Raw genomic sequence first — 15730 nt, forward strand, 5'->3', positions numbered from 1 at the left:
ACTGGAGGAACTGCTGGATACTCTTATTCTTGGAATACTGTTCCTGTTCAGACTGGAGCTACTGCTTCAAACCTTGTTGCCGGAACTTACATCGTGACTGTGACTGATTCAAAAGGCTGTACTGATACTGAAACAGTAATAATCGATGAGCCAGCAAATGCCTTGACTGTCGCAATCGACTCTAAAACTGCTGTAAATTGCAAAGGTGATGCTACTGGTTCTGCAACAGCTTCGGCTACTGGCGGAACTGCTGGATACTCTTACTCTTGGAACACTGTTCCTGTTCAGACTGGAGCTACTGCTTCAAATCTTGTTGCCGGAACTTATATCGTGACTGTGACTGATTCAAAAGGTTGTACTGATACTGAAACAGTGACAATTGATGAACCAGCAAATGCATTGACTGCAACAAAATCACAAATAAATCCAGGTTGCGGTGGTGCAGCTACAGGATCAGCTACAGTTATTGCTTCTGGAGGAACTGCTCCATATACTTACTCTTGGAACACAAATCCAGTACAAACTACAGCTACAGCTAGCAATCTTGCTTCTGGCAGCTACACTGTAATAATTACTGATGCAAAAGGTTGTACACATAGCGAATCATTTGAAATTATTGATGGAGATTCTATCTTGCCAGTAATAGATCCGCTACCAGCTACCTCAACAATCGACTGTCCTGCAGAACCTGTATTCGCTCAGGCAACTGCAACAGATTTGAATGGTACAATTTCTTCTTTAACTTATGAAGATACCATTACTCCTGGTGATTGTCCTGGATCATATACTAAAACAAGAACTTGGACAGCTAAAGATGCTTGTGGAAATGTTTCTCTTCCAGTAAGTCAAACAATAGTTGTACAAGATAAAACAGCACCCGTTTGGACAACACAAACAGATTCTTTAAATAGAAAAGTAGAATGTAGCGACACGCAAGCATTAGCTTCGGCACAAGCCTTATTCCCTACTGCAACTGATGCATGTGATAGTGATGTTTCTAATCTTGTAAAAGTAAGCGGTCAGTTTATTGCTTCAGAAGGTTGCACTAATGCTGGAACATATACTAATACTTGGACTGTGAAAGATGAATGTGGCAACACTTCTGAAACTTTTACTCAAGTAATTACAATTGAAGATACAACGGCACCAACTTGGACAACACAAACTGCTTCTTTAAATAAAACAATCGAATGCAGCGATACAGAAGCTTTGGCATCGGCGCAAGCCTTATTCCCTGTAGCTTCAGATTTATGTGATGCGAATGTTTCTAATATTGTAAAAATAAGTGGTCAGTTTGTAGCTTCTGAAGGATGTGCAAATTCTGGAACTTATACCAATACTTGGACCGTGAAAGATGATTGTGGAAACACATCGGCTATTTTCACTCAAGTAATTACAATTGAGGATAAAACTGCTCCTATTTGGAATACTGTTGCCGGTACTCTAAACGTAACTTTGGAATGTAGCGATACAGTAGGACTTGCTGCAGCTCAAGCTCAGTTCCCAACAGCCTCTGACTTATGCGATGCTGATGTTTCAAACATCGTAAAAGTGAGTGGCCAATTTAAAGCTTCTGAAGGATGCTCTAATGCGGGAACCTACACTAATACCTGGACAGTGAAAGACGATTGTGGTAACATATCAGCACCTTTCACTCAAGTAATTACGATTCAAGATACTACAGCTCCAACTTGGACAACACAAACTGCTTCTTTAAATACAACTATAGAATGCAGTAACCAAGAAGCTTTGGCATCGGCGCAAGCCTTATTCCCTACAGCAACTGATGCGTGCGATAGTGATGTTACTAATATCGTAAAAGTAAGCGGTCAGTTTGTAGCTTCTGAAGGATGTTCAAATGCAGGTACTTACACTAATACCTGGACTGTGAAAGATGATTGTGGCAATACTTCTGAAACTTTCACTCAAGTAATCACAATTCAAGATACTAGCAAGCCAGTATTTAGTGGTGAACTTCCATCTGATATTACAGTTTCATGTGATGCAGTTCCAGAACCTGCAAATGTTCAGGCTACTGACAATTGCGGCGGTGAGGATTTACCAATTGTATTATCAGAAGTTAAAAGCGATATCAAAAATGAATGTGGAACTGAATATACCTTAACACGTAAATGGACAACTAGTGATTGCTCTGGAAACACAGCATCATTCACACAAATCATTACAGTTAGAGATACTACTCCTCCAACAGGAACTGCTCCAGCAGATGTAGCAGGTTTACAAAGCACTACTGAAATTCCAGTTGGAAATCCTAGCGATATTATTGATGAAGCTGATAATTGTGGCGGAAATGTAACTGTTACAGTAAGTGATTCTAACAATGGAGCTAATGGTTGTGACGGAAATGCTTATGTATTGACTAGAACTTATATATTGACAGATTGCGCAGGAAACAAAACAGAATTAGTTCAAACATTTACTGTTGACAATCAAGTATCTGTTTCTGGAGTTCCAACAAACGTAAGCTGTCTAGATGGAACTGATGGTTCGATTGCTGTAACTAGCAGTCCAGGTGCAACAGTTGTTATTACAAATGCTAATAATGAAGTAGTTGGAAATACTAATTTGCCAGCAGGAACTTACACTCTGACTGCTACTGCTCCAGTAAACGGAGAAGGTCAGGTTTGTACAGCAACTGCTACTGTTACTATAACACAACCAAATTATAAAGTTAAAATATCTGGACAGATTATTAATGTTGACACCAACACTCCTATTGCGAATGTTCCAGTAACTTTAATTCCTCAAGGATCTACCACTGGACCAACTTTAATCCGTATTACCAATGCTAATGGAGAATATACATTCTCTGGCATGGTAGCAGGTAGTTATTTGGTTCAAGTTCAAGACGCTAATTTGAATAGCGCTTATCAATTATACCCTGTCGATTCAAGCTTGTTCTTTACAACGCTTGAAGAATGTAAATTCCAAGTTCACAATTTCTTATATGGAAAATCAGATCTTCCGGTTTTAGGAGATTATGTTTGGTATGATGTTAACAACAACGGAATTCAGGATGAATGGTACGATGCAAACAACGACGGTGTTGTAACCAAAAACATTCCAGACAGCGACGGCGCAATAGATTACAGCTTATGGGAATGGATTGATTTCAATGGTGATGGAAGCTTTGTTGGACCTCAAAATGCTGGAGAATTAAATGCCGGAGGATTTGGAAATGATAAAAGCTCAAATATTTTTGTTGATGGTCCGAATGGATATCACGATGATGTAATTGTCGGAATTCAAGGATACTGGAGAAACAGACCAGAAACTGCAAATCCGTTTGGTGAATACACTGTAAAATTTGTGAGAGATGCAAATTTAGATGCTGTTGGTGCTGCTCTAGGAGCAACCGGATTAGTAAAAGTATTACCATCATCAAATACAGCTAAAAAAGCCACATCAAAAACTGGTAAAATACAAATGCACACTGTTTGTACAACAACCAGCGCTGACGGCTACGTTGTAAATGTAACACCAGAAGATTTGGTTCACTTAGATATCGACTTCGGAGTAAGTTGTAAAGAATACCAAGATATTGTTGCCAATGATGACAACGGCGGACCTTTCCCTGGAGTTAATACTACAACACCAAATGTATTAAATGTATTAACAAATGATACACTCGAAGGTCAGCCAATAACTGCTTCAGATGTTGTTATCACAACGGTAACTCCAAACGAGTTTTTACAATTGAATCCTGATGGTTCTGTTGATATTCTGCCAAATGCACCAGCAGGTACATTAACAATGGTATATCAAATATGTGAAGCTGACCAAACTTCAAATTGTGACACTGCAACTGTGACTATTACAATTGAAGCTCCAGTGATGACGGTTACTGCAACATCAATTTGTGTGAACGATGTTCCGTATCTTGATTATTCAGCAACTGCGGTAAACTTTACACCTGTAAACGGGGTAACTATTACATGGGCAGACAGCAATAACAATGTAGTAACTACAATGACCAATTTACCGCTGAGCGGAAGAGTATTATGGCCAGGTGCTGTAGTAGATCAGAATGGCAACGGTATCGATTGGCCAGGATGGGTTTTCCAAGATAACAAATGGATTCAAGCTCCTGACGGATTTGAAAATCTTCGTCCAACAGCTACTATTACGATCTCTGTTAATCCAAGTGAAACAATCGTTGTAAATTATCCGCCAGCTGATCCTTACTGTATTTCAAGACCAACATTTGCAATTGTTGCCAATGATGATACAGCAGGACCAATAAACGGAACAACAGGAGGAACAAATGTAATCAACGTTTATACTAACGATACCTTAAATGGTTCACCAGTAAATCCAAACGATGTTACTTTAACCACTGTAACACCAGATCCAAAAGGAGCTCTAACATTAAATCCTGACGGATCAATAACAGTAGCACCAAACACTCCAGCAGGAACTTACACTTTGACATATCAAATTTGTGAAAATGCTGACTTTGGAAACTGCGATACAGCAATCGTAACCGTTACAGTAGGCAAAACTCCAATTGTAGCAAACGATGATAGTTTTACAAATATTGGTTGTGGCCGATTTGGGTTAGTTGGAAATGTATTGAGCAATGATTTATTGAATCAGTCGCCACTAACGCTTCAATTAGTAAACTTTAGTTTGCTACCACAAGCGACTGAAGTAAAAAGTGATCCAAATATTACAGTAGATGCCTCTGGTAATTTAAATGTAACAAGCTTAACTGTTCCTGGAACCTATACTTATACGTATCAAATTTGTGAAAAACTAAATCCAGATAATTGTGACACAGGTACAATAACAATAACAGTGGCTCCAAGTGCCGTAGTGAATTTGTCTAGTTCAGCTTGTACAGATGACTCAACTCTTGTTGACTTGCTTGCACTGCTACCTTCTGACACTCCAAGAGATGGAACTTGGGTTGACACAAACGGAACAAATGCACTTCAAGGAAATGTTTTAAATCCATTTGGCTTAGCACTTGGCAACTACGTATTTGAATACAAAGTAAGAGATGCAAACTGCCCACGAAGCGTAATGCTAAACATGGAAATTAATGATGATTGTAAAGTATTAGCTTGTGGTGATGTAGTTGTACATAATGCTTTCTCTCCAAATGGAGATGGTATAAATGATGTATTTGTAATTGACAGCATTGATGACTTGACCTGCTATCCAGGAAACACAGTCGAGATCTATAATCGTTGGGGAATATTAGTCTTTGAAACCACTGACTATAACAATACAACGAATGCGTTTGATGGAACATCACGAGGAAGAACAACTGTTAACAAATCTGAAGGATTGCCAACAGGAACTTACTTCTACATTGTGACTTACAAATCTTTAGACGGTAATAATGTAATTCAGTATAACAAAAAAGACGGATACCTCTATCTTTCAAAATAAACCCAGACTGCTAAAGGCTGATATAAAATGTATATCAGCCTGATACAGCAGCAAACATTAAAAATCCGGGAGCTGAAAGAATAATATCGTGGATTTTTTTAGAGGATTTCATTAATAATTCAATAGTAAAATTGAAATAATAAATATCTACTATGAGAACAAAATTATTTTACTTCGTCATTCTGTTTGTAACTATTGCAGGTCACGCGCAGCAAGATGCTCAATATACGCAATACATGTACAACACAATAAACATAAATCCTGCCTACGCAGGTTCTCGTGGAGCCTTAAGCATTTTCGGTTTGTATCGTACGCAATGGATTGGTATGGACGGTGCACCAGAAACAAGCAGTTTCTCAGTAAATACTCCTATAAACAATAGTAATCTGGGAATTGGAGGTTCGCTCGTTAATGATAAAATTGGTCCAACAAATGAAAACAATATTTCTGTTGACGTTTCCTATACAGTTCAAACATCAGCTAATTTCAAGCTTTCATTTGGTATCAAAGGAACAGCCAATATTTTCAATCTAGATGTCAGCAAACTGAATCCTGAAATTTCAGGAGATCCACAGTTTCAGGATTTGGATAATAAGTTTACACCAAATGTAGGAGCCGGAGTTTATTGGCATTCTGATAAAGCTTATGTTGGTTTTTCTATTCCAAATTTCATTGAAACAAATCGCTACGACGATAATGATATTGCCATTTTCAAAGACAAAATCAATTATTATTTAATGGCAGGTTATGTATTTGATTTGGACAAATACCAATACATCAAATTCAAACCAGCTGTACTTACTAAAATGGTCGAAGGTGCGCCGTTGCAAGTTGACCTTTCTGCAAACTTTATGTTTTTTGACAAATTTGTAGTTGGTGCTGCTTATAGATGGAGCGCTTCATTAAGTGCTATGGTTGGATTTCAAATCACAGACGGTCTTTATTTAGGTTACGGTTACGATCATGAAACCACAAACTTGAATAATTATAATTCAGGATCACATGAGATATTCCTGCGTTATGAATTCTTTACTAAAAATGGTAAAATCACAACTCCTCGTTTCTTCTAAAAATAAGTACTATGAAAAATTATATTTTCCTTTGCATAACATTTGTAAGCGTTTTTTCATTGGACAGTTATTCACAGCAGTCAAAAGTAAACTCAGGTGATAAAAAATACAATAATTACGCATATGTTGATGCAATAAAGACGTATGAAAAAGTAGCAGATAAAGGATATAAATCTGAAGAAATGTTCAAGAAACTTGGAAATTCTTACTACTTCAATTCAGATTTTGCTGGTGCTGCTAAATGGTATGGTGAGTTGTTTGCAATGAATTCGAACATAGAACCTGAATATTACTACAGATATGCTCAGTCGTTAAAATCAATTGGAGAAACTTCAAAAGCAAATAAAATTCTAGACGAATTTGATGCCAAAAACAAAAACGACAATAGAGCAAGATTGTACAAAGAAGATGTAAATTATCTCGATCAAATTAAAGCAAACTCAGGGCGATACAATATTGAAAATGCTGGAATAAACAGTAAATATTCAGATTACGGATCATTTGTTTATAACAACAAATTATACTTTGCTTCTGCTCGAGACACTGGAAATTTTTCACAACGAAAACACAAATGGACCGGCGAATATTTCACCAATATTTATGATGCCGATGTTGATCCTTCAACTTATACTGCTACTAAAGTAAACAAATTCAAAAATGCTTTAAACAGCAAATTCAACGAAGCAACTCCAGTGTTTTCAAAAGATGGAAAAACTGCTTACTTCACAAGAAATAATTTTGTAGACGGAAAAAAAGGTAAAGATGCAAATAAAATTACTTTAGTAAAATTATACAAAGCCAGTCTCGACAGCAAAGGACAATGGACCAACATAGCACCGCTGTCATTTACAAGTGACAATTACAGCACAGCACATCCAGCGCTTAGCCCAGACGGGAAAACACTTTATTTTGCTTCAGATATGCCAGGCACAGTTGGACAATCAGATATTTATAAAGTAAGCATCAATGGTGATGGAAGTTTTGGTACTCCCGAAAATTTAGGAAAAACCATAAATACAGAAGGAAAAGAAACGTTTCCGTTTGTGAGTGATGACAACGAAATCTATTTTGCCTCAGACGGTCATCCGGGATTGGGAGGGTTAGATGTTTTTGTTGGAGATATCGACAGCGATGGCAGTATTAGCAATATTCAGAATTTGGGTGCTGATGTCAATTCCCCAAAAGATGATTTTGCCTATTTTATAGATTCGAAAAGCAGGCTTGGTTATTTTAGTTCCAATAAAGATGGCGGAGAAGGCTCTGATGATATCTATAAATTCTTAGAAACCCGAAGGCTGAAATGTATTCAAGAGTTGAGCGGTTTAATAACCGATATTGCAACAAATGAAATTTTGCCTGGAGCAAAAGTGACCTTATACGAAAATCAGGTAATCAAAAATACCACAATCGCAGATGCGACAGGATTATACAAATTTCCAGTTGATTGCAAAAAAACCTATAATGTCCGTGCTGAAAACCAAGATTACGAAACCAAAGAAGTCAGCGTAACAATCGACAAGGTTAGCGGAAAAACCGACTTGCCAATTGCTTTAACCAAACGCATGTGTCGTGTAACGGTTGGTGATGATTTAGGAAAATGTTTTGGCATCAAAATGATCTATTTCGATTTGGACAAATCAAACATTCGTCCTGAAGCGGCATTAGATTTAGAGAAAATCTTAGCAGTATTAAACGACTACCCAGCAATGAAACTTGATATTCGTTCGCATACAGACAGCCGTGCATCACATCAATACAATGAAGGCTTGTCTGACCGAAGAGCAAAATCTACGATTCAATGGTTGATCAAAAACGGCATCAAAGCTGATCGTTTAACCGGAAAAGGATATGGCGAAACGCAGCTTGTCAATAAATGTTCAGACGGCGTTCCTTGTACTGAAGAAGAACATCAAATGAACAGACGAAGCGAATTCATCATTACAGCACTTTAGTTATTGATTGAGATTATCATATTTGGAAAGAAAAAAGCTGCCGTTGCTGGCAGCTTTTTTTTATTAAAAAAAATCGTCACAGCTTAAAAAAACCGTAACGATCACTAAAAACCAACCAGTTTTCAATTAAGCTTATAATCTAACAAATATGTTAGTATAATATTTTTTACCCGTTTTAGCATCGGTAGTAACGGCAATGCCAAAATGAGTAAAATTACCTTCAATATTTTCCTTATGTCCTGGGCTATCTAACCAAGCTTTCAAAGCGGCTTCAGAAGTCTTATAGTTGTAAGCAACATTCTCTCCCACTTTTTTTGCACCTAACACTTTTGTAATATTTTCAGAACGCGCCACAAAATCATTATGGTCAACCACGTTTTTTTCAATCATGTAATTGTTGTGTTCTTCGCATTTTGCAGAAATATGATTGATTGGCTCTAAAGCATTTAGACCAACACTAACGCGGTAATCGTTAATCAATTTCATGGTTTCTAATTCTGAATCGTTGTATGTGTAGTTCGTAATCAGAATTTCAGTTGAAGTACTGTTTTCAGTTCCCTCTGCTGTGTCAGCAGAACATGCGTTCATTGCAAGTAGTATTGCAATGAACGTCATGATGCGCATTATCTTCTTCATAATCATACAGTAGTTTAATGCTTAAAGTAAATGTTGGGGCAAATCCTTTAAATTTTTATATTTGAATAAATTGTTTCACTTTTCTTACTCCAAACGTATTCAAATTATCGGTAAACTACAAAATTAATCGATGAAATGCATTTATTTTTTATTTTGGTAAATAAAATTCTTACAATTAAGACGATAATCGCTCAATCTTCCATGAAAAATCAGATTGGCTTGTATAACGAATTCTGTCATGAAGTCTATTTGGTCTTCCCTGCCAAAATTCTACTTGTAAAGGAGTTACTAAATAACCACCCCAATTTTCAGGTCGCGGAATTTCTTTTCCTTCAAATTCAGCTTCAAGTTTTTTCAAGTTTTCTTCCAAAAAAGCTCTCGAAGGAATGACTTCACTTTGATTTGAAACTATAGCACCAAGCTTGCTTCCGTCTGGACGGGAATCAAAATAACCATCGGAAATATTTTCAGAAGTTTTTTGGGCAATTCCTTTTATAATAACCTGACGTTCCATTTCCTGCCAAAAGAAAGACAAACAGACATTTGGGTTATTCTCAATTGCTTTTCCTTTTTCCGAATTATAATTGGTGTAAAATATAAAACCTTCTTCAGAGAATTTCTTTAATAAAACCACACGAGATTTCGGAAAACCATCCAACCCAATTGTTGAAACCGTCATGGCATTTACTTCTCCACTTCCGCCAAAATCTTCCACTTCATGAAACCAGCGGTTAAAAAGATTGATTGGATCTTCTGGAATATTGGTTTCCAGTAATTCACTTTTTTCGTAAGATCTTCTATAATTGCTTAAATCGTTCATAGTTTTTGTTTTTTTTGTTTCAGGTTTCAGGTTTCAAGTTTGTCATGCTGAGTGATCTGTGTATTCAAGTTTCAAACCTTGGCCGCTTTGCGACTTTGTATCTTTGTATTTTTGTATCTTTGTATCTTTGTCACTTATAAATCAAAACTCAAAAGAAACTCCATCATCTGCTAAAAGCACATTCGGAAAAACTTCTTCAGCTTCTTGTTTAAAACGCTCCAAACCATCATATCGTGTCGAATAATGACCTAGGACTAATTGTTTTACATTTGCTTTTAATGCAATTCGCGCTGCTTCTTTTGCTGTTGAATGTAATGTTTTTTGTGCCAATGAAGCTTCAGATTCTAAAAAGGTAGATTCATGATACAAAACATCGACATCTTCAATAATCGGAATAACAGCTTCATGATAAACCGTATCTGAACAAAAAGCATAGCTTTTTGGAGGAGCCGGATCAAAAGTCAACTTTTCGTTTTTAATTACAGTTCCGTTATCCAAAGTGATATCGCCACCATTTTTTATCTTTTGATAATAAGCAACGTGAATATCATATTTCTGAACAGCTTCAACATTCAGTTTTCTTTCATCTGGCTTTTCTTCAAAAAGATAACCATTTGTGTAAACGCGATGTTTCAGCGGAATCGTTTTTACAATAACGCGTTTATCTTCAAAAATAACTTCACTTTCTTTTGATTCTAATTCATGAAAAAACAAATCATAAGTGGTCCAGGATTCGGTCAATTTTAATTGAAGCAGAATTAATTCCTTAATTCCTTTTGGACCATAAATGTGCAAATCGGTGGTTCTTCCTAAAAGCGAAAAAGTCGAAATAGTTCCAATCAATCCATACAAATGATCACCATGAAGATGCGAAATAAAAATGTGATTAATCTTTGAGAATTTAATCTTATTCTTTCGAAGCTGAACTTGAGTTCCTTCTCCGCAATCAATCAAAAACAATCTATTTTTGATTTCCAAAACTTGTGCAGTTGGATTGGTAATCGTTCTGGGAGTTGCGGCATAACAGCCAAGTATCGTTAGTTTCAATTTGTTTATTTGTTTAATCGGTAAATCGTTTAATCGGCTAAAATCAAATCAAAACGATTAAACAGTTAAACGAATAAACAATTAAACCTTATTTTTAAAATCCCAAGTCTCTTTCTATTTCTTCCATTTCGATAATATCATGCGCTTCCAAAAGTGACGGAACAACAACTAATTTATCTGAAATAGCGTTAAAATCAAGATCGGAAGCCACAATTACAAATGACTTTTTTGATTTTTTTTGAGCTTTTGAAAGAGGAAGAAAAAGTTTTAAATCATTCTCTTTTATCTCCGAATTTGAAGATAAGTCGATGATAATATTATGTTTTTCAAAGGTTTTAATTTGTTGCGTTACTTTTTCCAAGAAAGCGTTTACATCTCCTTGTGTATCTTTAATGGTAACGGTATGTCCTTTTTGATCTACTTTCATTTTATAATTTGAGGGGCTTATAATTTATTATGCTAATTTACTAAGTTTTTTTTTAGTTTCAGGTTTCAGGTTTCAAGTTTGTTAAGCTAAACGTTCCAAAACTTGAAACATTAAACTTGAAACAAAATTATTGCTGAATCTTAGACGCCAATAAATAAATAACCGCCATTCTAATCGCAACACCATTCTCTACCTGATTTAAGATCACCGAATGATCAGAATCAGCCACTTCAGAAGTAATCTCTACTCCTCTATTGATTGGTCCTGGGTGCATGATTACGATTTCTTTACTAAGAGAATCCAAAAGCGGTTTATCTACTCCGTATTGTTGTGCGTATTCTCGTGTTGATGGAAAGAAATTCACATCCATACGCTCGTTTTGTACACGAAGCATATTCGCAACGTCGCACCATTCTAATGCTTTTCTTAAATTCGGCTCGACCGTAACTCCTAGTGATTCAATATATCTCGGAATCAACGTTTTTGGTCCGCAAACTTTTACTTCTGCACCTTGCATCTGCAAAGCATATATGTTGGATAAGGCAACTCTCGAATGCAGAATATCACCCACAATAACCACTTTTTTTCCAGCCACATCTCCTAGTTTTTCTCTGATCGAATAACTGTCTAATAAAGCTTGAGTTGGATGTTCGTGCGCTCCGTCTCCAGCGTTTACGATACTTGCTTTGACATTTTTAGATAAAAAATAAGCCGCTCCGGGATTAGAGTGGCGCATTACAACCATATCCACTTTCATCGAAAGGATATTGTTTACAGTATCAATTAGCGTTTCTCCTTTTTTAACCGACGACTGAGCTGCAGAAAAACTGATGACATCAGCAGATAAACGTTTCTGCGCTAATTCAAAAGAGAGTTTGGTTCTGGTACTGTTTTCGAAGAAAATATTGGCAATGGTAATATCTCGTAATGAAGGAACTTTTTTAATTGGTCGGTTAATGACTTCTTTAAAATGATCTGCCGTTTCAAAAATCAGGTTAATATCATTCTCGTTGATATATTTAATTCCTAATAAATGATTTACGCTTAATTCTTTCATGTTTAATGTTTAACTGTTTATTTGTTTAATCGTTTTTTGTTGTTTAATCGTTTATTTGTTTAATCGTTTAATCGTCCTCTTTTGGACGTTAAATCAATAAACAATTTCACGCTTCAACTTTTTTTAATTGAGTAATCGAAATGAATCGATTAAACAATTAACCGATTAAACGATTAACCAAATTTAATTCGTCACTAAGTGAACAACATCTTCACCATCATTTTCTTTCCAGCTTACAATTACTTTTTCACCATTAATAGCATCTACCTGACGGCCTCTGTAATCGGGCTGAATTGGCAAATGACGGCTGAAACGTCTGTCTATTAAAACCAATAATTCAATTTCCGAAGGTCTTCCGAAAGATTGGATTGCTGTTAAGGCAGAACGAATGCTTCGTCCTGTAAACAAAACATCATCGATAAAAATGACTTTTTTGTCTTCGACTATAAAATTGATTTGGGTTTTATTGGCTTCAAGCGGTTTATCAGTACGACGGAAATCATCTCTAAAAAAAGTGATATCCAGATATCCTAAAGAAATTTCAGGAACCTTGTATTCGTTTTCTAATAATTGTTTTAAACGTTCCGCTAAAAAAACACCTCTTGGCTGAATTCCAACTAAAATAGTATTTGAAAAATCAAGATGTTTTTCGATTAACTGACAAGCCAAACGATGGAGTATGATAGTAACTTCTTTCGAATTAAGTAATACTTTTTGACTCATAAGTGATTGTAATGTTTGGTTGCGCAAATATACGGAATCTGATTTTATTTGTTGGGGTGTTGAACTTTTAAATATTTCATTTTAATTAAATGCTTATTTTTAAATTTCATAAGAGTATTCAATTATTACTCATTTTATATAATTTTAAAAAATTCGACTAAAGAAGAAGACATGAATGAATATAACTTTTCTACTCTAAACGACAAAGACTTTGAAATTCTAGTGAAGGATTTACTTAATGCAGAATTTGATTTAAAACTTCAACATTTTAAAAATGGGAAAGACAAAGGCATAGATCTTCGATACTCTAAACCCACAATCAACAATTCTATTGTTGTTCAAGTTAAACACTACATTGGTTCAACATATAGTCAATTAAAATCCAAAGTTAAAAATGATGAATTTAGCAAAATTAAAAAATTAGATCCTGAGAGATATATTATAGTAACTTCTCTTTCTCTATCCGCCCTCCAAAAAGATGAACTCAAAAATTTACTAAATCCATATATTAAAACTTCCAATGATATAATTGGTAAAGAAGATTTAAATGGCTATTTGCAAAAAAATCCACAGATAGAAAGAAATCATTTTAAATTATGGTTTTCAAGTACTACGGTATTGTCTTCAATCCTCAATAATGCAATTGAAAGTCGATCTAGATATCTTCTTCAACAATTACAAAATAATGTAAAATTTTATGTCGTGACTGAAAAGCTTGCAGAAGCTAATGAAATTTTATTAAAAGAAAAACTTCTATTAATAACTGGACAGCCTGGAATTGGAAAAACTACATTGGCTGAACTTTTAATTCTAGAAAGAGCATTCGATAATTTTCAAATATATCAAGTTGAAAATATTACCGAAGCCGAACAAGTCATTATTAATGAAGAAGATAAACCTCAACTATTTTACTTCGATGATTTTCTAGGAGCAAATTATAATGAAATAGTTAATGCTCATAAAACCGAAACACAATTAACACGATTTGTTGAACAAGTTAGAAATACTCCAAATAAATACATTGTTTTAACTACAAGAACAGTAATTTTAAATCAAGCTATTCAAAAATACGAAAAGATTAGCCGCTCTAGCTTATCTTCTAATCAGTTTGAATTAAAACTGAATGATTATAGCAAATATGAAAAAGCATTAATCCTTTATAATCATATTTATTTCAGAGAACTGCACACTGATTTATTTGAAAAAATACTTCAAGATAAATTTTACGATAAAATTATTTCGCACCGAAATTACATTCCAAGATTAATAAACTTTATAACTGACAAAAATCAGACTAAACATATTCTTCCTCAAAATTATAGAGAATTTATATGGTTAAATCTTAAAAATCCAAAAGAGATTTGGCGGTCATCCTTTAACAATCAAATCTCTTATTTTGACCAATGCCTTTTATTAACTCTTTTTACTTTTGAAAAAAATGCGGAAGAAACAAATCTTTTCGATGCATTCCAAGAACGATTAAAATACGAAAGGACAGAACACAACCAAATTATAAGTACTAATCAATTTAATGATTCTATCAAAACTTTGTTAAATGGATTTATAGTATCTAATTTTTACATCAATCAATCTGTTCGAGAATATTCTTTTATAAATCCTTCACTGATTGATTTTCTACTTCCTTATGTTTCTGAATCCGAATCTGAAAAAAAGGCGATTATCTCAAGTGCAAAATACATAGAACAACTTCGCAGATTCAATCCTTTTAAAGGATTAATAAAAATCTCCAAAGAAATAGAATTAATAATTAGAGATCGTATCGATAATAATCAAATAAGCATCTTAGAATCAAATTACCTTGACAATAACAAGAAAAATTCTTTATATGCGGAGACACTTTGTAGATACTGCCCTTCAATAAATAAAGATTCTGCTTTATTAAAATACTTTTCAGCAATTTCTATGGAAAAGGGTTGGTTTCCTATAATAAATAATGTTTCTTTTATATTCCACAATCTAGGAAATTCACCAAAAACTATTGAATTTATTAAAAATAATTTCAAAAAAATAATACATCGTTTCATTAGCGCAACAGATGACATCGAAACAGTAAAAGAAATACCAGAAATTTTCGAAATTTTCAATCAAGATTATGATGCCTTTACTGAATCAGAAGAAGGACTTGAAGTATTATTAGAATTGGTAAATGTCATTCTGTCTAATACTGAAGAATCAATTAAATCTGATTATAAAGATCAGGTTAAAAGCCTGGAAGATGTTGAACTTTATAGAGAAGAATTTTATACTATTGAGAGTGAATTAAGTTCTATTCTTTTTCCAAATTCTTATATTGATTTCGGCTACACTTTTGAAAATGATGAAGATTACTGGAATATACATATCCAAAACAATACCCGTGATGATTATTCTTATGATGATTACAAATCTTACAAAGAATCAATGTATAGACCATCATATGATAAAACTTCAGACTTGAGAAGCGAAGAAAACAAAATAGATGATTTATTTTCCGAATAATATTTTTACCTCCAAATCCTAAAACATTTCCCTAAAAAACATATAACACATTTATATGATTTTCAATTAATTTTACATCAA

General features: G+C 34.6%; 10 protein-coding genes. 4 read left to right on the forward strand and 6 right to left on the reverse strand.

Annotated elements, in window-relative coordinates; genetic code table 11:
* The 3 genes from H600_RS0118050 to H600_RS0118060 all read left to right on the forward strand — a co-directional run.
* Nucleotides 1-5418, forward strand: a 5418-nt coding sequence (locus H600_RS0118050; RefSeq protein WP_026730105.1) for a T9SS C-terminal target domain-containing protein, incomplete at its 5' end; no start/stop codon positions are given.
* Between the two features lie 152 nt (nt 5419-5570).
* Nucleotides 5571-6488, forward strand: coding sequence for a PorP/SprF family type IX secretion system membrane protein (locus tag H600_RS0118055; RefSeq protein ID WP_026730106.1), 918 nt, complete (start codon nt 5571-5573; stop codon nt 6486-6488).
* Nucleotides 6489-6499: 11 nt separating this feature from the next.
* A complete protein-coding gene (locus H600_RS0118060; protein ID WP_026730107.1) occupies nt 6500-8440 on the forward strand; it encodes an OmpA family protein in 1941 nt (646 codons plus the stop codon).
* A 132-nt stretch (nt 8441-8572) separates the two neighbouring features.
* Here H600_RS0118060 and H600_RS0118065 read toward each other — a convergent pair whose 3' ends face one another.
* The 6 genes from H600_RS0118065 to pyrR all read right to left on the reverse strand — a co-directional run bounded on the left by H600_RS0118065 (nt 8573) and on the right by pyrR (nt 13150).
* A complete protein-coding gene (locus tag H600_RS0118065) occupies nt 8573-9076 on the reverse strand; it encodes a CAP domain-containing protein (protein ID WP_026730108.1) in 504 nt (167 codons plus the stop codon).
* A gap of 175 nt (nt 9077-9251) precedes the next feature.
* Nucleotides 9252-9896 carry a pyridoxamine 5'-phosphate oxidase gene (pdxH, locus tag H600_RS0118070; RefSeq protein ID WP_026730109.1) on the reverse strand — a complete coding sequence of 215 codons (645 nt, stop codon included), beginning with the start codon at nt 9894-9896 and terminating at the stop codon, nt 9252-9254.
* Nucleotides 9897-10037: 141 nt separating this feature from the next.
* Nucleotides 10038-10943: a ribonuclease Z gene (locus H600_RS0118075; RefSeq protein WP_026730110.1), complete on the reverse strand. Its 906-nt coding sequence runs from the start codon at nt 10941-10943 to the stop codon at nt 10038-10040.
* Between the two features lie 94 nt (nt 10944-11037).
* Nucleotides 11038-11370, reverse strand: a complete 333-nt coding sequence (locus tag H600_RS0118080; protein WP_026730111.1) for a hypothetical protein — start codon at nt 11368-11370, stop codon at nt 11038-11040.
* Between the two features lie 127 nt (nt 11371-11497).
* Complete coding sequence (locus tag H600_RS0118085) at nt 11498-12427, reverse strand: aspartate carbamoyltransferase catalytic subunit (protein ID WP_026730112.1); 930 nt, start codon at nt 12425-12427, stop codon at nt 11498-11500.
* A gap of 183 nt (nt 12428-12610) precedes the next feature.
* Nucleotides 12611-13150 (reverse strand): bifunctional pyr operon transcriptional regulator/uracil phosphoribosyltransferase PyrR, encoded by a 540-nt coding sequence (pyrR, locus tag H600_RS0118090; RefSeq protein WP_026730113.1) that lies wholly within the window; start codon nt 13148-13150, stop codon nt 12611-12613.
* A gap of 171 nt (nt 13151-13321) precedes the next feature.
* On the opposite strand from pyrR, the gene H600_RS0118095 reads away from it, so the two are divergent.
* Nucleotides 13322-15649: an nSTAND3 domain-containing NTPase gene (locus tag H600_RS0118095; protein ID WP_026730114.1), complete on the forward strand. Its 2328-nt coding sequence runs from the start codon at nt 13322-13324 to the stop codon at nt 15647-15649.
* Nucleotides 15650-15730: the final 81 nt, after the last annotated feature.

The organism is Flavobacterium denitrificans DSM 15936, assembly GCF_000425445.1.
GTDB lineage: Bacteria > Bacteroidota > Bacteroidia > Flavobacteriales > Flavobacteriaceae > Flavobacterium > Flavobacterium denitrificans.

What these genes read in the sequence shown, in the direction of transcription:
- H600_RS0118055 (WP_026730106.1), top strand. Translation starts at nt 5,571, where the DNA reads ATGAGAACAAAATTATTTTACTTCGTCATTCTGTTTGTAACTATTGCA.
- H600_RS0118060 (WP_026730107.1), top strand. Translation starts at nt 6,500, where the DNA reads ATGAAAAATTATATTTTCCTTTGCATAACATTTGTAAGCGTTTTTTCA.
- H600_RS0118065 (WP_026730108.1), bottom strand. Translation starts at nt 9,076, where the DNA reads ATGAAGAAGATAATGCGCATCATGACGTTCATTGCAATACTACTTGCA.
- pdxH (WP_026730109.1), bottom strand. Translation starts at nt 9,896, where the DNA reads ATGAACGATTTAAGCAATTATAGAAGATCTTACGAAAAAAGTGAATTA.
- H600_RS0118080 (WP_026730111.1), bottom strand. Translation starts at nt 11,370, where the DNA reads ATGAAAGTAGATCAAAAAGGACATACCGTTACCATTAAAGATACACAA.
- H600_RS0118085 (WP_026730112.1), bottom strand. Translation starts at nt 12,427, where the DNA reads ATGAAAGAATTAAGCGTAAATCATTTATTAGGAATTAAATATATCAAC.
- pyrR (WP_026730113.1), bottom strand. Translation starts at nt 13,150, where the DNA reads ATGAGTCAAAAAGTATTACTTAATTCGAAAGAAGTTACTATCATACTC.
- H600_RS0118095 (WP_026730114.1), top strand. Translation starts at nt 13,322, where the DNA reads ATGAATGAATATAACTTTTCTACTCTAAACGACAAAGACTTTGAAATT.